Genomic DNA, 22,524 nt, shown 5'->3' with positions numbered 1-22,524 from the left:
CCTTGAGGCGCTTCGGTGTGATCAGCCGCATCAGCAGCCCGCGGTGCGCGGTGTGCGCGGGTGGGTCGAGGGTCGGCAGCGGGTCGCTCATCGGCAGCTCGTCGCGGTGTCGCTCGATGAGTTCGCCGACGTCGTCACCTTCCACCGGGACCGGGAAGCCCCGGAAGGGGCCCGTCACCGACAGGCACGACGAGAACGTCCGGGAGTCCTGTGCCACCTGCACGGCCTCGTCGTCCCCGGTCACCATCATCACACCGTGGTGGGGCTCGCGGGTCACGGGGCACCGGGGCGCGCCGGGCGTCCAGGTAGGGATACGGGTCCTGCGCCGTGCTGTCGTCCCGGAAGAAGTCGATCGTGTCAGGGTCCTCGGACGGCTCGTCATGCGCCACTGGCCGGTTTTTTTCGTGGTGCCGAGGCGGCTCGGAGGTTCCTTCTCGTGTGCGAGAATCTAATTCTCGCATTGTCGGATTGCTAGTCGCATGCGGCGGTTACGATGTTCTCTCCGGGGGTGGGGTGCGACCCTGCGCGCCAAACAGGGGGAGCCGGGGACGGGGTCCGCCTCACCCGAGCGTCGCGGTGAACAGGGGAAGGTCCACCGTGGTCCGGATACCCGGGGCCGCCGCGCACACGGCGGGTACGGCGTTGACGGCCCGATGGGCCGTATAGCCGGGGGAGACCGAGGCCAAGCGTTCCAGCGGCACCGGGAAGCGCATGTCGATGTCGAGGGGCGCATCGCCGTCGACCCTCAGATGCCACCCGGTGGGCCGCAGGTCCCAGGCCGGGGCCAGGTCCGTGGCGCAGTACCACGTCGCGTCGAACCGCAGCAGGGTGCGACCGTCGCGCCGGCCGGACAGGGTCATCCGTTGCGCCGCCACCGTACCGGCACGCAGCACGCCGGCGGCGATCTCCGTCGTACGCACGGCGGTGGCGAACCGCCCGTGTGCCTCCACCGAGTCCAGGGGCGCCCCCAGGGCGTCGGCGACCAGACGCAGGGACGGCCCGAAACTGTCCCGGACATGCGCCAGGCGGCTTTCGTCGAACGCCGCGGCCGGCGTCCGGCCGAAGCCCATGATGTCGAACAGCAGCTCCGGTGAGTCCCGTCGGGACAGATCCGCGTACTCATGGACGGTCAGGGTGTCCAGCCGCCGCTGGACGGAGGCGAGCACGAGAGGCACGGCCTCGGTGATGAAGCCGGGACTGCTGCCGGTGTCGTGCAGCGAGGTGCCGCCCCGCGCGCAGGCCTCCTCCACTCTGCCGCGGACGCCGGGATCCAGGCCGGCGGGGTGGTGGAACCCTCCGGTCGTGGCCACGACGTTCGTTCCGGAGGCGAGCAGGGCGCACAGTTCGTCGAGGTCGGCCGTGCGCGGCATGTAGAGCACGCAGTCGGCCTCCAGGGCGAGGACGTCGTCGAGACGGTGAGTGCAGGTGACGCCGGTGAGGTCCGTACCGCTCAGTTCACCGGCGTCACGCCCGGACTTGTCGGGTGCATGGACGTGAACTCCCGTCAGCACCATCTGGGGATGGTCGAGAACGGCGCGCAGCGATCGCGCGCCGATGGTTCCCGTGGCCCACTGAACGACGCGAAGCGGGCTGCCGTGACGAGTCGAAGGCCCCATGATCGCTCCTTCCCGGCTACGAGGCCGGTGCGTGATCGTCGATGCTCCGTGGTCCGTCTCCGGACCGGTTTCCACCCCGAACGCCCAGGGGGCCGTCGCGCGTCCGGGGTGGGGAATCCCCGGCGGTCGACGCGGGCTCTTGTCACCGATAGGAGGGGGGCTGGGCGTAGACGCGGCCGTCGAGGACCGTCGTCATGGTGCCCACGGGTTGGTAGGCGCCCTGGAAGGCGGAGAGGGGCGAGATGGTGTAACCGCCGGGCTCGCTGGTGGTCTTGGTGCCGGTGTGCTTCCCCGTCACGCGGAGGTGCTCGTGGAAGGTCACCGGGTCGGACGGTGCTCCGGTCTTCTCGACGCTCTCGGTGCCGTCGAGGAAGGTCTTCCCGCCGTCGCTGAAGCCGGTGTAGGTGACGGAGATGGCGCTGAGGCGGGTCCCGTCGGGATGCTCGGCGAGGTCGACGGAGGCCTTGCCGGCGAAGCGGCCCTCGAGTGTGTAGTGCCCGGCGGGCAGGTGCGGCCGGACGGGGTCGGGGTCTCCGGGCCGGTACGGGGTACCCCAGGGGACCGTGTCGGATACCGGCCGGACCGGGCGGAGGCGCTCCGGCTTCCGGCTGGTGAGGTGGGCGAGCATGATGCGGGAGGTGCGCCCGCCGGGCTCGCCGGACGGCGGGCAGGCGACCGCGTCGAAGGGGGGACCGCAGTCGGTGGGGTTGGAGTAGGTCTGGCCGTAGACGATGCGGGTGCCGTCGGGTGACCAGTTGGCGTCGGCTCTGGATGCCCAGATGGGGTCGTCGGCGGTGCTGCCGGGGCCGGTGGCGAGGGTCGAGCAGGGGCCGGTGGTGCAGGCGTTGATCTGCTGGCCGTGGTAGTCGCCCCGGTCGGCGTAGCGGTCGAGGAGGTAGGGCTGGAAGAGCCGCCGTGTGTGGATGTTGTACCCGGCGGACGAGGCGGCGCCGGTCGGCAGCATGTCGGTGAGCGGGGGCACCCCCGGCAGTCCGGCGATGAACTGGAAGCGGTCGCGGTACCGGACGTCCATCGCGACGGTCCATCTGCTGTCGGGCGAGCTGGTGGCGGGGTCGCTGTAGCCGGGGTCGGCGCTGAGTCTGCGGGACTCCCCGGTCGCGAGGCTGGTGGCGAAGTGGTCCAGGTTGCTGGACTGAGCGTTGCCGATCCCGACGAGTTCCCTCCCGTCGCCGGTGAAGTTCTTGAACTCGCCGACCGCGCCCCGCAGGTCGTACCGCAGGCGCTTGGGATCGCGCGGGTCGACGCTGAGGAAGTGGCCGTTGAGGGCCGGATCCGAGCTGTAGAGCCCGGTCACCTTGACGAGGTCGTAGCGGGGTGTCAGCGGGGTACCGGTTTCGGGAGCGGGGTCGAAGCGCAGGCGGCCGAGGTACCCGAACTCGTCGTAGGCCCCGCCGGGCGTGGTCGGCTGGATGAGCCGGTTCCATCCGACATGGATGTTGTCGGGGTTGAGCTTGAGGCCTATGAAGCTGCCGCCCGGGCCCGATCCGTCGGGTGTGACGTTCCAGCGGACGGGATAGATGTGGAGGGCGTCCGGGGTGCAGCGCGGGTCTGTGAGCCGGTAGGGGGAGCAGTCGACGACGCTGCTGCCCGCCAGTACCCGGTGGCCGTCGCGGAACGACTGGGCGTACTTGAGGCTTCCGGACACGCCGACGCGGTTGGCGTCCGGAATCCCGCAGGTCAGGCACTTCCACGGGTTTCCGTCCGGGAACCTGCCGCCGTCGGTCCTGATCAGGGCGAGCTGTTCGCCGCTGTAGACACTGTGCGGACCCGGCGCGGCGGGCGCCCCGGCGTAGGTGAACGTCGCGAGGACGGTGCGGTTGTCGGGCAGGAACCCTCCGCCGGCCACCGCGCTGACACAGCCCGTGGGGCTCGCGCACGATCCGGTGCTGCCCGACGGCGCGGTAGGCGGCACGGGCAACTCGCTGACGGCGATCGGCTCCGGCCTCGGCGCGGGCGGCTCGTGCCACGCCTTCGCGACCGGTGCCCCGGACGTTGGTGCCTGCGGTACGGCGAGCGCCTCCGGGGCCGTGCCCAGCCACATCGTCAGAGCGGCCAGCAGCGCCACCGAGAGCCTTCCGGGCCTGACGCGGGAGGGTCTCAGCATGGTGATCGGCACGGTGATCCTCCTTGTGGGGGTGTGCTGCGAGAAAGGAGCGAGGCGACGACCGGAGAGAGGGGCTTCTCTCCGGGGCATCGCCGTGCCCGCGCCTCCCCCGAGGCCTCGGCGACCATGACGGGCGGGAGGCCTCGGCGGAGCTGTGCTCACCGCTCCAGTCCCCGACCTCCTCAGGTCCCGTTCGCCGGCTGGTGGTACGTGTGCCCGTCGACGGTCGTGGTGAGTGCGCCGGTCGCCTGGAAGACGGTCTGCCAGAGGTCGATCGTCACGTGGAAGCCGTCGGTGCCGGTCGTCTTGGTGGCGAGCACCTTGCCGCTCCGGTTGGTCCTCGTCAGGTCCGAGTACCAGTCGAGGCTGGTCAGGGTGGGGCTGGTGCTGGTCCGAGTGACGCTCTCGGAGCCGGCGAGGAAGCCCTTGCCGTCGTCCGAGTAGTGCGTGTAGCGCACGGACACCGTCTTCACCGTGGTCTTCGCGTCGTCCCACACGATGTCGACGCGCGCGCTGCCGGACGCCTTCCCGCGCAGGGTGTAGGTGCCCTGCGGCGGATAGGGCCGCACCGGAACCGGGGCGCCCGGGACGTAGGGGGTGCCCCATGGCACCGTGTCGGACACCGGCTGCACCGGCCGACGGTGCACCGGCTCACGGTCCACCAGGCGGGCGATCATCAGCCGTGTGCGGCGGCCGCCCGGTTCGGTGGAGACCGGGCAGGCCAGCGGGTTGACGCCGCCGCACGACGGCGCGGACACCAGACGTTCGTGGTAGGCGACCGCTGTGCCGTCGGGGGACCAGCGAGGGTCGGCGCCGGCGTTCCAGTCCGGCGAGGTGTCGGAGTAGTTGAGCTGCTGGCCCTGGTAGGCGCCGCGGTCGCCATGACGGTCGATCAGGTACGGCTGGAAGAAGCGTCGCTGGCCGTTGTTGCGCACCGACGAGACCACGGAGGTGGACAGCAGGTCGGTTATGGGCGGTATGCCGGGCATTCCGGAAGTGAACATCATGCGGTCGTAGCCTCGTGTGTCGAGGGCCACGATCCACCGGTCGTCCGGGGAGGAGTCCACGGGATCGGTGTACCCGGGGTTGGCCGTCATGCGACGGAGTCTGCCGGTGCGCAGATCCATGGCCATCAGGTCGATGTTGGACGACTCGACCGGATACCCGACGTAGAACACCTCCCTGCCGTCCTTGGAGAAGCCGCGCAGCTCACCGAAGCCGGGCAGGGAAGGATCGAACACGAGCCTCGACGGGTCACGGGCGTCGACGTGCACCGACTGCCGCGTGGGGGAGGCGTCGAGGAGCCGGGTGACCTTCTCGACCTCGTAGCGGGGGACGAGCGGTGTCCCGGTCGTCGGGGCGGGGGCGAAGCGCAGGCGGCCGAAGTAGCCGTACTGGTCGAGGCGTCCGCCCGTGACGGTGATGCCGTTGAAACCGAGGTGCACCTGATCCGGGTGCAGGCGCAGCTCCCGGATCGAGCCGCCGGGGCCGGACCCGTCGGCTGTGGTGTTCCAGCGGATCGGGTAGATGTGGAGGCGGTCCGGGGCGCAGTCCGGCGAGGCGAGCCGGTAGGGGCCGCAGTCGACGATGTTCGTCCCGTACAGCACCCGCCTTCCGTCGGCGAACGGCTGCGGGTAGCTCACGTCTGCGTTCATGCCCTGCTTGTTGGCGGGCGGTGTACCGCAGGTGAGGCACTTCCACGCGTCACCGTTCGGGAAGGTCTTGCCGTCGGTGCGCGACAGGATCAGCTGGTCACCGCTGTACACGCTCGCCGGGTCGGGTGCGGCCGGCGCCCCGGCGAACCGCACGTTGGCGGTGACCGTCCGGCCGTCCGGGAGGAAGCCGCCGTTGCGCAGTCCGGAATCCCAGTCCGCGACCATGCAACCGGTACCGCGCGGGTTGACCGCGCTGGTGCACGCTCCCGCGGTGTTCGAGGGGGCGGCCGGCGGCAGCGGCAGGCGCTCCACCTGGATTCGCTCGGGGGCGGGTGGGCGTGGTGAGGCCGCGGAGGCCGGGGCTGCCTCCGCCGGTGACAGGAAGGCGGTGACGCCCACCAGGGCCACCAGGGCGGCCAGAGCCTTGGATCTCTTGCGCATGACACTCCTTCGACAGGTGGCGGGCCGGTGCGTGGTGCAGACCCCGGGTACGCGGGTCTCGCCAGGCGACCGGGAGGGGCCCAGATCGATCATGGGCATGACATACGTGAGAGGGTGTGCGCTCGAGGTGAGCCGGTGTGCGCGGCCGAGGATATGGAACTTTCTTCATGCGTAAGTGACGATCTGATTATACGAGAATCCGCTTCTCGCGAGAATGGTCGGGCCGCACGAACCGGCGGTCTTCAGCCGGTCCGTGTCGGAGAATCCGGCAAGGACCGCGACTGCCCCGTCAGCCCCGATGTTCTCTGGTGCGGACCAGGCCGCTCTCGTAGGCGATGACGACGAGCTGGGCGCGGTCGCGGGCGCCCAGCTTCGCCATGGCCCGGTTGGCGTGGGTCTTGACGGTGACCGACGTGACGAAGAGGCGTTCGGCGATCTCGTCGTTGGACAGGCCGGAACCCACCAGCGTCAGCACCTCGCGCTCCCGGGGAGTGAGCGTGGCCAGCCGGCCGGCGTCGAGGAGATCATCGGGAGAGGGCTGGGCGAGGACACGGGCGATGAGGCCCTTGGTGGCCGCGGGGGAGAGCAACGCCTCGTCGGCGGCGACGAGCCGGACGGCGTCGAGCAGCTGAGCCGGCTCGACGCCCTTGCCCAGGAACCCGCTCGCACCGGCCCGGAGCGCCTCGATGACGAACTGGTCCTCCTCGAAGGTGGTCAGGACGAGCACCTTGACTCCGGCCATGTCCTCGTCCTGACCGATCAGCCGGGTGGCCTCGATACCGTCCATCTCCGGCATCCGGATGTCCATCACGACGACGTCGGCGCGCTCCGACCGGGCCAGCCGGACCGCCTCCCGGCCGTTGGACGCCTCACCGACGACCTCCATGTCCGGCTGTGCGTCGAGGAGCAGTCGGAAGGTGCCGCGAAGCAGGGCCTGGTCGTCGGCGAGCAGGACGCGAATGGTCATGGTCGGCTGTTCCTCGTGGAGTGTCAGACGGGTGCGGGGGTGAGCGAGACGGGTAGCTCGGTGACGACCTGGAAGCCGCCTTCCGGCCGAGGGCCGGCCGTGACGGTGCCCCCGATGGCGGTGGCCCGCTCGTGCATGCCGATCAGGCCGTGGCCGCTCCCCCCGCCCTTGGGTGCTCCGGGGCGTCCGTCGTCCGTCACGGTGACCCGGAGTGAGTGGGGACCGTAGTCCAGGACGACGGCGGCCCGGGTCGCGGACGCGTGCTTGTGGGTGTTGGTGAGGGCTTCCTGGATGATGCGGTAGGCGGTCAGCTCCGTGGCGGGCGTCAGCGGTGCGACAGTACCGGTACTGGCCACCCACACGGACAGTCCGCTCGCGCGGAATCCGTCGGCCAGGGTGTCGAGATCCGCGAGGCGCGGGATGGGGGCACGGGAGCCGGGTGCGTCGTCGGGCTGGCGCAGCAGGCCGACAGTGGCGCGTAGTTCGTCCAGGGCGGCACGGCTGTTGTCCTTGATGTGGGCCATGGCTTCGTACGCCCGCTCGGGGTCGACGTGCATGAGATGGTGGGCGACCCCCGCCTGGGCGTTGACCAGGGTGATGTGGTGGGCGACCACGTCATGCAGATCACGCGCGATGCGCACGCGTTCCTCGGTGACCCGGCGCCGGGCCTCCGCCTCCTGCATGCTTTCGGCGCGTTCCACGCGGGCTCTGGCCTCCGCGAGCTTGTCACGGCGGTTGCGGACGGCGCGACCGAGCGCGGTCGCGGCGATCGCGAAGTCGAACCGCAGGAGGCTGGCCCCGCCCACCAGGGACTCCGTGTGGGTGGCGGCGTAGACCCCCGTGATCGCCACCGCGGCGGCGAGACCGACGGTCCACGCGGTACGTCGGCTGCCGAGCACGGCGAGCGTGTACACGGCGACGAGGCTGGCAGCCGGTGTCAGCGGGGTCTGTGGGGCGACGGCCATCAAGGTGAGCCCGCCGGCCAGCGTGAAGAGGGCTACGTGCAGCGGCCACCGGCTGCGAACGACCAGAGGCAGGCACGACAGGCCTATCCACATCGCCTCCTGCCAGCGTGGCTCGTGCCAGTCGGACTTGCCGACGGCGGTCGCCGCCGCGGCCGCCACGACGAGCGGCACCGTCGGCAGCGTGTCCCTGACACGGTCGTGACGGGCCAGCCACCGCTGCCACACCATACTCACGTCCATTCCCTCACTCTAGGCAGGCTGGACCGACCGAAGGCCGGGTTTCCCGGTCCGCCCGGCCCGCCGTTCGTCATCGGTCCGTGCTCCCAGCCGACTGGACTCTCAACCGCAACGGCCTGCGCCGCTCAGTGGTCGGCCATTACGGCCGGCTGCTGCTCCTGTACCGAGTGGTGCGACGCCGGCGGCTCGTCCGCGGGGCCTTCGACCGACACGTTGGGCAGGGCCTTGTCCAGCCGGCGGGGCAGCCACCAGTTGGCACGTCCGCACAGATGCATGAGTGCGGGGACGACGACCATCCGGATCAGCAGCGCGTCCACGGCGACGGCCACCGCGAGGCTGACACCGAACTCGGAGATCACCCGCATGCCGCCGAAGACGAAGGAGCCGAAGACACAGACCATGATGGTGGCGGCGACGGCGATCACCTTGCCGGTCTCGGCCTGGCCGACCCGCACGGCCCGGTGGCTGTCGCCGGTGTGGGCCCACTCCTCGCGCATCCGGCTGACCAGGAAGACCTGGTAGTCCATGGAGAGGCCGAACATGATGCCGACGACCAGGATCGGCACGAACGACTCGATGGGTCCGGCGGCACCGAGTCCGAGGAGTGAGGCGCCGTAGCCGTACTGGAACACGACGACGATGGCGCCGAAGGCCACCCCGATGCTGAGGAGGTTCAGCAGGGCGCCCACGGCGGGGATGAGCAGGCTGCGGAAGGCGATCGTCAGGAGCAGCAAGCCGAGGGCGGCGATCACCAGGACGAAGATCGGGAGCTTGCTCATCAGGACCGAGGCGAAGTCGTCGTTGCTCGCGGTGAGACCGCCCACGTAGACCTTCATCGACGTGCCCTGCTCGGCCGGCGGGATCACCTTGTCACGCAGGTGACGGATCAGCTCGGACGTGGCCGCGGACTGGGGCGAGGTCGTCGGGACGACCGAGATCACGCCGACCGCCTGTCCGTCCTTCATGGGCGCCGCGTGGGCACTGGCGACACCGTCGACCTGCTCGAGAGCGGTGACCAGCTTCGCCTCGGCCGCCTTGTCCGCGGCCGTGGGGGCCTGGACCGCGAGGACGAGAGGGCCGTTGAAACCGGGCCCGAAACCGTCCGCGATCATGTCGTAGGCCTGGCGGTTCGTCGAGGTCGTGGGCAGGTTGGCGTCGTCGGACGCGCCCAGGCGCAGGGACAGCGTGGGGAAGGCGAGCGCCACCAGCACGGCCAGTGCGACCAGGCCGAGAGCCTTGGGACGGGCCTGGACCTGAGCGGCCCACCGGGTCCACAGCCCGGGTCGGGCCGGAGCCTTCGGCCTGGCCCGACCAGCCGGTACCCGGCGCTCCTTGCGGCTCAGGACCCTCATGCCGATCATGCCGAGCAGCGCGGGCAGCAGCGTGATGGCGGCCAGGACCGTCAGGACGACGGTGACGGCCGCGCCGATGGCCATGCCGTTGATGATGCCGACGTTGAGGGTGAGCATGCCGAGCAGCGCGACGACGACGGTCAGCCCGGCGAACAGCACGGCCCGGCCGGAGGTGTTGAGGGACTTGGCGACCGACTCGGCGACGCTCATGCCCGCCAGGAGGTTGCTGCGGTGCCGGTTGACGATGAACAGGGCGTAGTCGATGCCCACGCCCAGGCCGATCAGCGAGCCGAGGGTCAGCGTGGTGCTGGACAGGGTGATCACATGGCTGAGCAGCATCACCGCGATGGCGGAGGTGCCGACGCCGATGACAGCCGTGATGATGGGCAGCGCGGCCACCCAGACCGCTCGGAAGACGAACAGCAGCACGAGGAAGGCGAGCACGATGCCCATCGCGTCGGCGACCGCGTTCGGCTCGGGGTTGACGGTGAACGCCTGGCCGTTGAGCGCGATGTGCAGGCTCTGCGTTTCCGGGGCGGTCGCGAGTTCCTTGACGTGCTCGATCTGGCCGTCCGCCACATCGCGGTCGAACGCGACCGTGGCGAACGCCGTCCTGCCGTCCTTGCTGACCTGCGCCTTGCCGTCGGGCGCGTACGGGCTGGTGACCGCGGCGACCCCCGGCGCGTCGGCTATGCGTCCCAGCGCCTCGGTCATCGCCTGCTCGGCCGCCGGCGCGGTGACCTTGCCGTCCTTCAGCTGCCAGACCACGCGGCCGCTCTTGCCCGCCGCGCTGTTCGGGGCCTGCTGAAGCAGCGCCGTCGCCTTGGCCGAGTCGGTGTTCTGCGAGGTCGGGCTGTTACCGAAGGCGTTACCGACCGCGCCGACCCCGGCGCCGAGCGTGACCATCAGGCCCACCCAGACCAGGAGTACGGCGAGCCGGTGCCGGTGGCACCAGCGAGCTAGAGAAGACATCGACGAGCCTTTCGAGCGACTGCCATGAGAGCGGGCCGATGATCTCGGCCCACCATCAGACTGGCATCGCGCTCGTCTCTCGTCGTTGGCCGTCCGCAGACACTTGCGTCTACTGCGCTCGCAGCAGACGCGGGATCGAGCGACCACGCTCGGCACCGGGGAGCCCGGACGGTCGTGGCGTGGAGCGGGTGCCCGGATGGTGTCGCATCCCAGCGGCGCCTGTCCCAAGACACGACTGGCCCTGGATACCCCTGCTCACCTTTCGGTGGAGAGGGCGTACCGACACGTGGACAGGTGGTCGGCTCCCCAGCAGCCGGGCCGGCCGGCCCGGCCGGGACCTCCTCGCCGACGATCCGCCGTCCGCGTCGGCGCGGCGATCGGCGGCTGTGGGATTCCCCTTGCCGTGGCCCGGGCCACGGCAAGGGGACACGCGGTTGACGTGGGCCCCGGAGCCGCCCGGGCCCTCATTCGTCGGGACAGGCGGTCATTCGCACTTCTGGCCGGTGTTGATGCACCGGACCATCCGCTGCATCAGGCTGTCGTCGAAGACGTTGATGAAGTCTCCGTGGTCCGTGATCGGCTTGTGCATCTGCTCAGGGAAGCCGTCCACGGCGTAGAACGGGCTGGACTTCCCGTTGTCGCGGAGGCTGGGCCGGGCCACGTTGTAGACCAGACGCTGGACCAGTTGCGGTATGGCCTTGAAGCCGGTCGGGCAGGCACCGGTCCTGGGGTCGGCGAAGGCGACGTGCGTGCGGTGGTTGGCGCTGTCGATGCTCCGTCCGTCCCAGCAGCTCTGGAACCTGGACGTGCGGACCAGGCTGCTGCCCCGGGGACAGATCGGGTACTTGTCCGTCAGCTGCCGGTTCTCGAAGCCCGTGCAGCTCCAGGAGGCGTTGGCGTTCGCCGTGCCGTTGGTGAACGCCTTGGCGTCACCGGTGATGATGCGCAGGAACCTGGGCATCGCCACGACCTTGCCGCGCGGGTTGCCGACGAAGTTGAGGGTGACCTTCGACGCGGTCAGGATGCGTCCGGTGTTGCCCTCGGCGCCGCCGCCGAGCCGCTGGGCGTCGAACTCCTGCGTGCCGTCCTGCAGGCGGAGCACCGGCCAGTAGTAGGTCGACTTGTCGCCCTGGTTGCGGCAGCTGGTCGTGGCCGCGGCGAACTCCTCGTTGGTGGTGAACGCGTCGTTGTCCTGGTTGCCGACGTAGTCGTGCGTGTGATGCGCGCCGTTGGTCACGCCCGGGGCGACGATGATGTTGTCGGAGTTGTGCAGCTTGTTCTTGTTGACACCGCACCGTGTCCTGAAGGCGCCCGTGGAAGCCCCGGGCAGCCAGCGGGGGTCGTTCACGTTCGGCCGGACGGTGGTGATGTCCACGAAGTCGGCGGCGACGGGGCCGTTGCCGCGTTGTCCGCCGTTGGCGCCCTGTCCTGCGCCGTTGCCCTGGCCGTCGGCGGCCCGCAGGGTGCAGGCGGCGAGGGCTTCGAGGCCCTGTGGCCTGGTGCCCGACCTGCCGATGGCGATCGATATCCGGTCGATGGTCGCGAACCGCTTGTCCTTCAGCGGGCCCATGATGGCGTTGTTGGCGAAGTTGCTGTCCTGCTGGATCGCCCTGGCCGAACTCTGCAGCCGCTGGTAGGCCTCGGCCACCTGCTTGTCGAGCAGCGCGAGTTCCCTGTCCACCTGCGCCCTGGCCTGTTCGGGGACCGAGGTCAGCCTGGCACCGACGTCGGGGCAGCTGATGGTGTTGGCGGCTCCGGCGGCCAGGACCTGAGCCTGCTGAGACCCGCGATTCGCCGCGTCGTTCCCGCTCTCGTGGGCGGAGGCGTACATGTTGAACGTGATCAACCCTTCCGCCGCCACGGCCAGACCTGCCGCTGCGGCGACGGCAGGGGGCCGTGGAGTCGCCCGCGATCGATCCGGGGTTGGACATGCCGGCGCCGGTCGAGGTGCCCACGAACACCAGGGCGTCGCCGGAACCGCCGTAGGTGACGGTCCGGTGGCCGGCCAGGACGTTGTCCTTCTGGCCGGAGCCGAAGGCGGGCAGGGTGAGGGTGGCCCCGTCGATGGTCACCCTGCCGCCGTTCGTCCATCCGGCGCCCGCCAAGTCGGTCGCGGACAGGCTGTTGCCGGCACGGTCGAGGTCCGCCCCGGAGCGGCCGCGACCAACTTCGTCCACCACCTCGACGTCCCGCCGGCCGGCCAGTACGTCACCACGACCACCAACAGCGCGACCGTCTCGATCACCCCGCCGTCCCCCGGCCCGCACACCCTCTACGTGTACTCGGTCGACGGCGCCGGTGACGACTCCGGCGAATTCGCCTATCCGTTCATCGCCGCCGGACACCCTGATGCCACGCTGTCGTCCTGACCGGTGTTGGGATACAGGTTGTTCTCCGACGTCACCGTCGGAGTGTCGGGCGCGGTGGGTTCAGCCGTGAAATGACAGGTGGGGGACTGGGTGTAGGAGGTGCCGGCCATCCCGTCGCTGACCTTGACGTCCCAGTCCACGATCTTGCCGTTGGTGAGACCGGAGTTGAAGGAGGACGGCAGCGAGACGCCCGCGTAGGTATTGCTGGCGAGGTTGTCGCCGCTGACCAGGGTGGACTTGGTGCTGGATCCGTCGACCCAGTACTGGAAGGTCGCCTGGAGCTTGTCCGCGTTCGGGTCGGAGATCTTGGCCTTCAGCACCGGTGGCGTCGAGGCGATGGTCTTGCCCATGTACGGGTAGTACGGCCCGGTGGTGTCGCATGCCGTGTCGTCGGCGGTCGGGGCGCTCGGCGGGTTGTCGAAGAAGATCTGCAGACCTCGACTGGTCGGCTCCTGTCACGGCTTCGTGGCCAGGCTCGGCCGGCTGGTCCCGTGGCTGCGCGATGGGGGTTCACCGAGGACGAGCGCGCGGCCGTGCGCCGTCAGATCGACCGGGTCCGCGCGGCGGCGGACAACCGACCGCGCAGCTTGATCCGCCCGGGCGCGCTCCGGCAGGCGTGGCCACGGGTCTGCCGGACGGGTCCGGCCCGACCCTGTGGCGCGTGATGCGTCGGCCGCAACCTGCTGGGGTGTCAGACGGGCTGCTGTGCGGGCTCGTCGGCTGTGGGGTCGGTGGTGTCGGGGGTGGTGTAGTAGACGGAGGTGCCTTGCTTGGTGCGCTGGGCGTGGTTCTTGGCGACGAGGCCTTCCAGGGTGCCGCGTACGACGGTGGGCTTGACCGCGCGTTCGGGGTGCTGCTGTGCCAGTGCGGTGGTGATCTCGGCGGCCGAGCGGGGTCCGTCCTGGCCGGCCAGGTGTTCCCGTACGAGGTCCACCAGCCTGGGTGCCGCGGACCGCGAGGTCTGCGCGACGGCGGTGGTCTCGTCGGTGGTGACCTTCTTCGCCGGCGCGGCCCTCTTGGCCTTGGTCTGCTTGGCCGCACCGGATGCTGCCGCGGCCTTCTTACGGGGAGCAGGGACCGCCGTGGCGGGCTCGGTCGCCGGCGCCTCGGGCCTGGTCGGGAGGCCGAGGACTTGCTGGAGGTTCACCAGGACGGCGTGGTCGTTCCGTAGGGCGGCGATCTGTTCCTGCAGTGCTTCGATCTCGCCGTTGAGGCGTTCCTGCTCCTTGAGGTTGCGTTCCAGGTCGCCGGCGACCTGGGCGCTGTACTGGGAGGTCAACTCGGTGGCGGGGCTGGTGGTTTCGGACATGATGCTCACACCCTTCCTGGGTGCCGCAGCCGGTGCGCGGCGGGCCCGTGGCGTACTCGGAGCCGGTGGTTGAAGCTGTTGCGGCTGCTGCCGCGGGTGCAGCAGGTGCTGGTGCACGCCTGTGTCGTTGCGATAGTACGCAGGAGGGCCGCGTTGAGGGTGTCGACGACCACGGTGCCGTAGGTGCCGGCGGCCTTCTGCGCCGGCGGGTGAGGAGCTTCAGCAGCGGGAAGCAGCGGGAAGCAGCGGGAAGCAGCATGAACTTGAACGCGAACTCGATCGCCCACCCGACGGGCCCGACCGGCAGCCGGATCAAGGTGAACAGTCCGGCCAGGGCGACCAGCGGCCCTAAGTCCCCACGCCACCAGGAGAGCCGTACCCGAGCTGACGGGCGCCGGCCTCCACAGGGCGTCGGCCACGTCCCGCTGCTCGGCAGCCGCGGCGGTGGCGCCGCGCAGGCGGTGCGCCTTGGCCGGGCCGACGATCGACGTGCGTCGAATCCGGCGCGTCCGTGCATCTGCCTCATGATCCTCTGGGTGCGGGTGTTGACGCCTTCGGTGCGGCCGTTGCGGTGGGGCAAGGTGAGGCCGGCGTTGACGGCGGACCGGTCGATGGCCCGGGTGGTCGTGTCCACTCGGTGGGTTTCACGTCGTGGCCCTCGGCCGGTTTCAGCAGGGCGGCGAAGCCGCGAACGAGATCGGCGAGTGCGGTCATCTCCGGGCAGGCCGCAGCGATCTTCTCCCACAGGGTCGTTTCCTTCGGGCGCAGGTTTTCCGGGTCGGTGAGAAGGAGGCGGCCGGCGTGACGTGGGGTCGTGACGGGGCGGTCGCCTTCGGCGCGGCTTTGGTTGAGGTAGCGGACCGGCAGGTTGGCGCTGCCGGTGTAGCCCAACTCCCGGATCTCTTCGAGGAGGTGGGTGACCGGGACGGCGGGATCCTCGGCACGGCGCCGACGCAGGTGCTCGCGATAGGGGTCGACCAGCGTGGGCCGGTAGGCGGGGCGCAGCGCGGTACTCCGGGAATCGGGCACGGCCGGCAGGCCGTCAGGCGGGCGGGGGCGGCCGCCCGGCCGCACAACTCCCGCGCCACCTGGGATATCTGCCCGACAAGACGCACCGTGCGGCGCTGATGACGCTCCAGCAGTTCGGGAGTCTGCTCACGGAAGGTCTCCCGTCGGCAGTCCAGGGCCGGACAGACCAGCCGCCGTACGCGCAGGCGGATGACGACCTGGCGGCCGTCGACCGGCACGTCCCTCACCGTTCGGCGGTGATACCCGTGCACCTTCGCCGTCGGCGTCCCGCACACCGGACACGGCATCGACCACGTCCCGGGTCCAGGCCGAGACCACCACCGCGTCGCCGCCGTCCGTCACGTCCTCGATGACCAGGGCCGAAACCACCGTCCCCATAAGGGGGTTGATTTCCACCACAAAATCATGATCAAGGGCGTCTACTCGGCGTCACCACCGGCTACGGGCCAGGGCCGAACGTCTTACAGTCCCCGGCACGCTGTGAGGGCGTGCGCCCCGGGCGGGCAGGGTGCGCGGTCGGTGCAGCGCGGCGGCGGCCACTGACCCACCCCCCTGCGGGCCGGGGTTGCCCCTGCCTGGCTGGTCGCTGGCTGGTGGGCGGTGCGCCCGGGCGCCGGTCAGGTGCTCGGGCCCAGCCGTATTCTGCCGGTCACATCGAGGGTGGTTGAGGAGGTGCAGCTGACGGCCCGTGGGATGCTGCCCCTGGAGGAGGCTGGCGGTGGGTCCCGTTTCGCGTGCGCGGTCCTTTGTGTGGCCGGGAACAGGCCGCGACGATGCTTCGGCAGGGGCGGGCGGTACCGGGTCGGTGGTCAGTCGGCGCGGGCGAGGTGTTCGATCCGGTGGTGCAGGTGCTCGACGTGGTGTTCGGACTCCGGCTTCATCAGCACGCTCCGGAGGATCCGGGCCCCGTCGGTGTCGGCGGTGATCCGGGGGTGGCGTGCGGTGAACGCCTCGCGGTCGGCCCTGAGGGTGCTCAGGAACACCGGGTCGGGGCTGTTCATGCCGTCGGTGAGGATGCGGGCGGAGGCGGCGTCGATGCCGGTCAGGGTGGCCGGTTCGACGACGGGGAAGTAGCTGACGATGTCGAGCTCGGGCTGCTGGTAGAGCTCCACGTGCTCGGACGCGTCGATGAGGTCCGCCCACTTCATCGCGGCGCGCCGGCCGGCAGCCAGGATCTGGCCGAGTCCCTCCGCCGTGGGTGGCAGGAGTTGGAAGGTGAGCCACAGGGCTGCGGCGGAGGCGCCGGCGCGTGAGCACTCCAGGCTGATCTCGCCGAGATGGAGTTCGGCGGAGGTGAAATAGGTGTAGGGCGAGTCGTGGAGGTAGAAGCGGCCTACCTCGGGGTCGCGGAACAGGACCGCGCCGCAGCCGTAGGGCTGGAGGCCGTGCTTGTGGGGGTCCACCACGACCGAATCGCATCGTGCGATGGCCCGCCAGGGCTCCGGCCGCAGCGCCTCGGGACCGCCGACGTCGGTGAGGAGGGTGAAGAAGCCGCCGTAGGCCGCGTCGACATGAACGCGGACTCCGTGCCGCTCGGCGAGGGGAACGACCTCGTGCACAGGGTCGACCGCGCCGAGCCCGGTGGTGCCGGTGGTGACCACGACGGTGCCCACCTCCCCGGAGCGCAGAGTGTGCTCCAGGGCGTCGAGGTCCATGCGGCCGTGATCGTCGGTGGGGACGGGGTGGCCCTTCAGGCCCAGCACGTGGCACATGCGGCCGTGGGTGTAGTGGGCGTCCTCGCTGTAGGCGACGCCCCGGCCCGGGTGGAGTTCGCGGGCAACGAAGAGGGCTTCGAGGTTGGCGATCGTGCCGCTGGTGGTGAGGTGGCCGATGTGTGTGTCGTAGCCGAACATCGAGGCGAGCTGGGCGACGGCCTCGCGTTCCATCGCCGCCGTGGCGGGACCGCCGTCCAGGGCGTGGTTGTTGGGGTTGATCAGCATCGCGGTGACATAGCCGACCACGGCGGCAGGGTGCGGGGGCTTGAGCATCTGGCCCGCGTAGCGCGGGTGGAAGAAGGGGTAGTTGTCCTTCAGCCGTCCCGTGAGTTCCCCGAAAGCGGCGGCGAAGCGATCGTCGTCCACCAGCAGGGAAGGGTGGGCCTGGTAGGGGCCGAACGTGTCGGCCCAGTCCTGTATCGCGTGGGTGGCTCGGCCGAGCCAGTGTTGCAGGTCCACTGCTCTCCCTCTCTCCGGTGACGCGGACGCCCACCATACGATTTAGTTGACTAGTCAGCAATTGATTGCTCAGTGATTGAGGCGGCAGTAGGTGAGATTGCAGTAAAGTCTCGGCGATGGACGCCACGCACCGACAGGACGACGAAGCCGCCGCCCGCGCGGCCAACAGCCAAGTCGTGCGCGACTTCGGGCTGCTGATCAAATCCGCCACCCGCCTGGAACGGCGGATCGACGCCGACCTTCGGCGGGAGTGCGGGATCAGCCACACCATGCTGGAAGTACTGATCCGGCTCTGCCGGAAGCCCGGTGAGAAGGTCTCCCAGCGGCAGCTGGCCGACGATCTCACCCTCACCAGCAGTGGCACCACCCGCCTGATCGACCGCATGGAGGAGGTCGGCCTGGTCCGCCGCACACCGTCTCCCGGGGACCGGAGGGTGGCACTGGTGGAACCGACCGCCGAGGGCCGCACGGCATTCCTGCGCGGCGCGGCCGTCCATGCTCGTGTGGTGGAGGAGTTCTTCGTCAGGCCGCTGGCGGCCGACGACTACGCGCGGTTGACCAGCGCGCTGAGCGAGATCGACAAGGCATTGCGCGACGACGCCGGGTGACCGGGCCCTGAATCACGGCTCGCCCGGGCGCGTCAGCGCTGGATCCGGATGTCCGGCAGGACGACCAGGCTGCAGAAGACGCTGCCCGCGGCCAGAACCGGGGCGGCGAAGGTGACCGTGCGGGCCCGGCCAACCTTCCACTACCGCGGCTCCTGCTCCTGCGGAGCGGGGTGCGTCCTTGCGTTGGCCGTCATGAGGGGGAGACAGACCCCGGGAGATCGGCGGTTGCAGCCGGCACGCGGCAGTCGGCGAGATCGTGTGACGTGCTCGCCGTACGGGTGAATCCGACGCTGAGCCGCCGCCACGGTGCCGTGCCACCCGCTACGGAGATCACGACCCGTTCGTGATCTCCGGAAAGACCCGTACGTGCGCCTCGCCCGTACCGGACGCGCGGCCGCCGGGCTGTCCGCGCTCACCGCCCTGCTCACCCCGGCCACCGCCCACGCCACCGCCCCGGCGCGGCCCCCGTGCTGCACCGGCACGCTCCCGGCGACACGATCACCCTGCCGGTCCGCGAGGCCCTGGCCGCGCTCACCGTCCAGGGCGGGTGCTGAACCGGCTACAGCCGTGAGAAGTTCAAGCACCGGACCGACGCCGACCGCGACTCGTGCGACACGCGCGCCGAGGCCCTCCGCCGTGAGCGGACCATCCACCGCGAGCGCGTCCAAGAACTCGAACAACGCCTGGCCGCGGCACATGGCGAGATCCTGCGCCTGCAACGCGTGATCCAGTCACATAGCGCGAGGTCGTGACAACACTCGCCTGGGTCCAGGTCTCACGATTCAGAACGCAGTCCCAGAACACTGTGCTGCACCACACCCGAGGGAAGATCGCTCTTTCCCGAAGCCCGAGCAGTCAGCTCCACGAGTCCGGCCCGGAGGTCGGCGGCTGGCTCACCAAGGACAATCGCGCTGATGATCAGCTCGATCATCAGGCGGTCGTAGTCGTCGCCCATGCTCCGATAGCGCTCTCCATCGCCCTCCACTAGGGCAGAGGAGATCCTCCTTCCACCACCAGCCACGGGGGCGAAGGACGCCTCATAGACGCCGAGACCGGTCCAACTCCGGTGCATGAAAACGACATCGGCTTCGACGAAGATGTTCCACTTCTCATCCATGTCCCGGGCTCGATATCCGCGCTGGATCCGGTCCCAGTCCTCGTCAGCCCAAACACGATCGGGCACCTGGGGCACCGGCTTGGGCGCGCTAATCGGCTGGAGGCGCCGGAACGACTCTCGGGTGAGCGGGGCATCGGCAGTCATGAGGTGATCCTACGGATGCACCAATCCGACAGGACAAGGGATTACCTCGAAGAGCAAGCACCCTGGGTAGAGGGCGAACCGCAGAGACCTTCCGGACACGTCCGCAGCGTCGTGAACAGCGACTTTGCAAGACTTCTTCACCACTACCCCAGATAAGCGCAGCGTCTTGTGATGCGGCAGCCTGGACAGCCGCGTGCCCTGACGGACACGGCGGTCGTCGCGGACGGCCGGTGCCTCGGACAGGACCAGGTCGAGGAAGTCGAGGTAACCCACCCTCGCCTCGTCAACCCAATGAGCTCGCTCAAGACGACTCCTTCGTCGGGAGGTTGGTGGTGAAGGGCCGGGTACCGGTCAGTTCCTCGTCATAGACCGACAGCGGCCGCCTCCCGACCTCGATCCGGGTTGCGGCGGACCGGTTCAGCAGGGCCTGCAACGGCCCGATGCGGCCAGGCGCGGAGGACTCGCTCCGCGGTGGTGGCGGCTCGTCGCCCGTCGTGGTGCGGCGGTTCCTGCCGGTCGGCAGGCCGTCCCAGTGCTCGTCCTGCTTGACTACCACGCTGCGGCCGACCGCACGCGGATGGCTGGACAGCAACGTCTCGCCGCTGGCATCGGGGACGGTTGTGTGCAGCACGACCTGGGACTTCGTCGCTCTGATCTCCAGCAGCTGACGCGGGCGGACCTTGCGGGCGGGCACCGAGTGGAGGTTTCCGCCGAACGCGACGATGTCACAGCCTGATGGCCGCCATCGGCGGCGACGCCGCCGGACCGGGCCTCGGCCGGCGGCCCGTGCTGAGGTACGCCCTCGACGGCATCCGGCATCCGGCATCCGGCATCCGGCATCCGGCATCCGGCCCCCGGCCTGCGCGTGAAGGCCGTCAGCGGGAGGCACGCGTCCTGAACGGCGGGCCGGTGGAGCGCCGCCGGTGGGGGAGCGGGCCGGGCCGTCTCGTCGCGAGGTGCCTCACGACCCGAGCGCCTTGAGCTGCAGAGCCAGCACGAGCCGTACGTCCGAGTCGGCGAGGTCGACACCCGCTGTCTCCTCGATCTTGCCCAGGCGGTAGCGCAGCGTGTTCGTGTGGACGTGGAGCCGCCCGGCGGCGGCGCGGACGTTGCCCTGGTGCTCGAGCCAGGCACGCAGGGTCGGTACGTACTCCGTGCCCTGGGCGAGATCCTGCTCCCTGAGCCGACGCAGGGGTGTGACGCCTTCCAGGTCGGCCACGACCGAGGGTTCCAGCACGCGCAGGAGGGCGGCTTGGGCCCAGCAGTCGTCGAAGGCGAGCGGATCGCCCGGCTGCGGTGCCAGCCGGGCGACGGCCAGACTGCGTTCCGCTTCCCTGCGGGACCGTGGCAGGCCGCGTGCGTCGTCGGCGGCCGAGCCGATCCCCGCGTACACGGGCAGCCGCGACTGTTGCGCGCCGCCGAGGAGATCGCGCAGCCAGGTGTGGACCACACCGGCCGAGGACTCACGCGGACGGGCCACCGTCAGGACGAGATACCAGAGGTTGGACAGCTGTCCCGCGTGGACGGTGAGTTCGGGTCCGCGCTGCGTCAACGCCAGTCCCTGTTCGAGCAGGGACCGCGCGACCGCCCGTTCGGCGGGGTCGTGCGGAGCCAGCGCGAGCGCCGCGACCCAGTGGGTGCCGGGCGGCAGTTCGACGGCGTCGGCGGAGCCGGTCACCGCGGGAGTTCCATGGAGCAGCACGGCCAGTTGCTCCATCTCGACCCGGCGGCTGCGGTAGTCCTCGGTCCGGCGCCGCATGAGCTGAAGCGCCGTCCGGTGCGCCACCTGAGTGAAGGCGGCGGTCCGCTGCTCGTCGGGCCGGTCGACCACGGCCCACATCGTGCCGAGCCCGAAGCCGCCGGAGCGCAGGCCCACCGCGAGCCGGTCGGCTGCTTTCCCGCCCACCCCCCGGACGGCCACGGGGGTGTCGCTGCGGGCGATCTCCTGCGGGATTCCGTGGGCGGTGAGCGCCCGGCTGAACTCCTCCGGCGCACGCCGGGTCATCAGGGTCTCGGTCCGTACGGTGTCACCGCCCCGCTGGTCCCTGGAGTAGGCGAGGAGCCAGCCCCGGGGGTCCTCGATGGTGACCGGGCCGCCGACCGCCGCGGCGGCGAGGTCCGCGAGCGCGAAGAGATCCCCCGTCGAGTCCTCGGCCGATCCGTCGTGCCCGCCGCCGACGGCACCCTGGATCAGTGCCGCGGCCTGCAGCCAGTCGATCCCGTCGTCCAGGACCAGGACGGCACAGCCGTGTTCGGCGGCGGCGCCCAGCACCTTCGTGTCGTCCTCCACCCGGCATTTGACGGCGAGCACGGCGCGTGTGCCGCGCAGTGTCCGCAGCAGGGCGGTGATCGCCGTCGCCTCGTGTGCGCCGACGGCCAGCAGGATCTCGCCGGGTGCCGAGGTCTGCGCGGTGCCGGGTTCGTGGATGCGTACGCCGCCGGTCGTGAGGGACGGCTCCGGCAGCAGCACGGCGCGCAGGACGTCGCTGCCGAGGGCGGCGACGAGGGAGTCGAGGGTGTCGCTCATCGGGGGGTTCCTGCCGGATCTCTCATCGGGACGGCTTCACGGTGGTCAGATCGCCGTCATACCGCCGTCGGCGACCACCGCCGACCCGGTCATGAAGGTGGACAGGTCGGAGGCCAGGAACAGCGCGACCGAGGCGATCTCGTCGGGCCGCCCCTCCCGGCCGATGGGCTGCCAGGCCGGCAGTTCCTCCCGTACGGCGTCGATGCCGCCCATCCGCTCCGCGTGCGCCAGGTTGATGGGGGTGTCGACCCAGCCGGGGCAGATGCAGTTGCACCGCACACCGAGGGTGGCGAAGTCACGGGCGACCGCCTTCGTCAGCATCAGCACGCCTCCCTTGCTCGCGGTGTAGCCGGCCAGCACGGGCTCGGCCACCAGACTGTTGACGGAGCCCATGTTGACGATGGAGCCGCCGCCGGCCCGCAACAGCGCGGGAACGGCGTACTTGCAACCGAGGAAGACCCCCCGCAGGTTGACCGCCAGCATGCGGTCGAAGTCCTCGACCGAGGTCTCCAGGACGTTCCCGGGCAGGGAGACGGCCGCGTTGTTGACCATGGTGGTGAGCCGTCCCCAGGTACGTTCGGCCGTCTCGACCGCCGCCGCCACGTCGGCCGGGTCGGAGACATCCGTGCGCAGCGGCACGACCGCCTCCGGCGCCGCGCACAGCTCGGCCGTGCGCGCCGCCCCCGCCTCGTCGATGTCGGCCGCGACGACGCGCGCCCCGGCTGCCACGAAGCCCCGGGTGATCGCCCGCCCGATGCCGCTCGCCGCGCCGGTCACGACGGCGACCTTCCCCTCCAGGTCGATCACGTCGTACCGCCGCCCTGTTCGGAGGATTCCACGTCACGGCACGAGGAATGTTGGCCGATTGTCCAATGACATGCAGCGCAGCTCACCGCAGCATTGTGGCATCCCCGGGC

Annotated in this window: 16 protein-coding genes and 2 pseudogenes; 2 read left to right on the top strand and 16 right to left on the bottom strand. The window is 70.4% G+C overall.

All coding sequences use genetic code 11. The features are described 5' to 3' along the window. Nucleotides 1–560 precede the first annotated feature (560 nt). The 7 genes from ACYQ8Q_RS00400 to ACYQ8Q_RS00370 form a co-directional block, all read right to left on the bottom strand. Nucleotides 561–1,616 carry an NAD(P)H-dependent amine dehydrogenase family protein gene (locus ACYQ8Q_RS00400; protein WP_460060632.1) on the bottom strand — a complete coding sequence of 352 codons (1,056 nt, stop codon included), beginning with the start codon at nucleotides 1,614–1,616 and terminating at the stop codon, nucleotides 561–563. A 142-nt stretch (nucleotides 1,617–1,758) separates the two neighbouring features. Continuing rightward, entirely contained in the window at nucleotides 1,759–3,753 is a 1,995-nt protein-coding gene (locus ACYQ8Q_RS00395) for a hypothetical protein (RefSeq protein WP_460060631.1), read from the bottom strand. A 170-nt stretch (nucleotides 3,754–3,923) separates the two neighbouring features. Then, entirely contained in the window at nucleotides 3,924–5,837 is a 1,914-nt protein-coding gene (locus ACYQ8Q_RS00390) for a TolB-like translocation protein (RefSeq protein WP_460060629.1), read from the bottom strand. A 289-nt stretch (nucleotides 5,838–6,126) separates the two neighbouring features. Beyond that, nucleotides 6,127–6,804, bottom strand: coding sequence for a response regulator transcription factor (locus ACYQ8Q_RS00385; RefSeq protein ID WP_460060627.1), 678 nt, complete (start codon nucleotides 6,802–6,804; stop codon nucleotides 6,127–6,129). A 23-nt stretch (nucleotides 6,805–6,827) separates the two neighbouring features. Then, nucleotides 6,828–8,009 (bottom strand): sensor histidine kinase, encoded by a 1,182-nt coding sequence (locus ACYQ8Q_RS00380; protein ID WP_460060625.1) that lies wholly within the window; start codon nucleotides 8,007–8,009, stop codon nucleotides 6,828–6,830. A 122-nt stretch (nucleotides 8,010–8,131) separates the two neighbouring features. Next, a complete protein-coding gene (locus ACYQ8Q_RS00375; RefSeq protein WP_460060623.1) occupies nucleotides 8,132–10,330 on the bottom strand; it encodes an MMPL family transporter in 2,199 nt (732 codons plus the stop codon). 484 nt (nucleotides 10,331–10,814) lie between these two features. Beyond that, nucleotides 10,815–12,191: a DUF1996 domain-containing protein gene (locus tag ACYQ8Q_RS00370; protein ID WP_460060622.1), complete on the bottom strand. Its 1,377-nt coding sequence runs from the start codon at nucleotides 12,189–12,191 to the stop codon at nucleotides 10,815–10,817. 136 nt (nucleotides 12,192–12,327) lie between these two features. Here ACYQ8Q_RS00370 and ACYQ8Q_RS00365 point away from each other — a divergent pair, with 136 nt between their 5' ends. Beyond that, the gene (locus ACYQ8Q_RS00365) at nucleotides 12,328–12,699 is read left to right on the top strand and encodes a hypothetical protein (protein ID WP_460060619.1); all 372 of its coding nucleotides are present in this window, start codon (nucleotides 12,328–12,330) and stop codon (nucleotides 12,697–12,699) included. Here ACYQ8Q_RS00365 and ACYQ8Q_RS00360 read toward each other — a convergent pair. From ACYQ8Q_RS00360 to ACYQ8Q_RS00345, 4 genes and pseudogenes are all read right to left on the bottom strand, one after another. After that, nucleotides 12,651–13,049 (bottom strand): hypothetical protein, encoded by a 399-nt coding sequence (locus tag ACYQ8Q_RS00360; protein WP_460060616.1) that lies wholly within the window; start codon nucleotides 13,047–13,049, stop codon nucleotides 12,651–12,653. The two genes, ACYQ8Q_RS00365 and ACYQ8Q_RS00360, sit on opposite strands and share 49 nt — an antisense overlap. A gap of 341 nt (nucleotides 13,050–13,390) precedes the next feature. Further along, entirely contained in the window at nucleotides 13,391–14,008 is a 618-nt protein-coding gene (locus ACYQ8Q_RS00355; RefSeq protein WP_460060615.1) for a hypothetical protein, read from the bottom strand. Between the two features lie 484 nt (nucleotides 14,009–14,492). Next, nucleotides 14,493–15,436: pseudogene (locus ACYQ8Q_RS00350) on the bottom strand (transposase family protein); the annotation flags it as partial. Nucleotides 15,437–15,846: 410 nt separating this feature from the next. Next, nucleotides 15,847–17,211 (bottom strand): pyridoxal phosphate-dependent decarboxylase family protein, encoded by a 1,365-nt coding sequence (locus ACYQ8Q_RS00345; RefSeq protein WP_460060613.1) that lies wholly within the window; start codon nucleotides 17,209–17,211, stop codon nucleotides 15,847–15,849. Nucleotides 17,212–17,327: 116 nt separating this feature from the next. Here ACYQ8Q_RS00345 and ACYQ8Q_RS00340 point away from each other — a divergent pair, with 116 nt between their 5' ends. Next, nucleotides 17,328–17,819: a MarR family winged helix-turn-helix transcriptional regulator gene (locus ACYQ8Q_RS00340; RefSeq protein WP_460060611.1), complete on the top strand. Its 492-nt coding sequence runs from the start codon at nucleotides 17,328–17,330 to the stop codon at nucleotides 17,817–17,819. A 775-nt stretch (nucleotides 17,820–18,594) separates the two neighbouring features. On the opposite strand, the gene ACYQ8Q_RS00335 is transcribed toward ACYQ8Q_RS00340, so the two are convergent. The 5 genes and pseudogenes from ACYQ8Q_RS00335 to ACYQ8Q_RS00315 all read right to left on the bottom strand — a co-directional run bounded on the left by ACYQ8Q_RS00335 (nucleotide 18,595) and on the right by ACYQ8Q_RS00315 (nucleotide 22,414). Further along, nucleotides 18,595–19,080, bottom strand: a complete 486-nt coding sequence (locus ACYQ8Q_RS00335; RefSeq protein ID WP_460060608.1) for a hypothetical protein — start codon at nucleotides 19,078–19,080, stop codon at nucleotides 18,595–18,597. A gap of 159 nt (nucleotides 19,081–19,239) precedes the next feature. Then, nucleotides 19,240–19,365, bottom strand: a pseudogene (locus ACYQ8Q_RS00330) (ATP-binding protein); the annotation flags it as partial. Nucleotides 19,366–19,381: 16 nt separating this feature from the next. Continuing rightward, nucleotides 19,382–19,774 carry a hypothetical protein gene (locus ACYQ8Q_RS00325; protein WP_460060607.1) on the bottom strand — a complete coding sequence of 131 codons (393 nt, stop codon included), beginning with the start codon at nucleotides 19,772–19,774 and terminating at the stop codon, nucleotides 19,382–19,384. A gap of 267 nt (nucleotides 19,775–20,041) precedes the next feature. After that, nucleotides 20,042–21,607 carry a PucR family transcriptional regulator gene (locus tag ACYQ8Q_RS00320; RefSeq protein WP_460060605.1) on the bottom strand — a complete coding sequence of 522 codons (1,566 nt, stop codon included), beginning with the start codon at nucleotides 21,605–21,607 and terminating at the stop codon, nucleotides 20,042–20,044. Between the two features lie 45 nt (nucleotides 21,608–21,652). Further along, entirely contained in the window at nucleotides 21,653–22,414 is a 762-nt protein-coding gene (locus ACYQ8Q_RS00315; RefSeq protein WP_460060602.1) for an SDR family NAD(P)-dependent oxidoreductase, read from the bottom strand. Nucleotides 22,415–22,524: the final 110 nt, after the last annotated feature.

Source organism: Streptomyces sp. YKOK-I1 (genome assembly GCF_054660435.1).
Note: the sequence above shows the minus strand (reverse complement) of the source record. Positions and strands in the feature narration are given on the sequence as shown.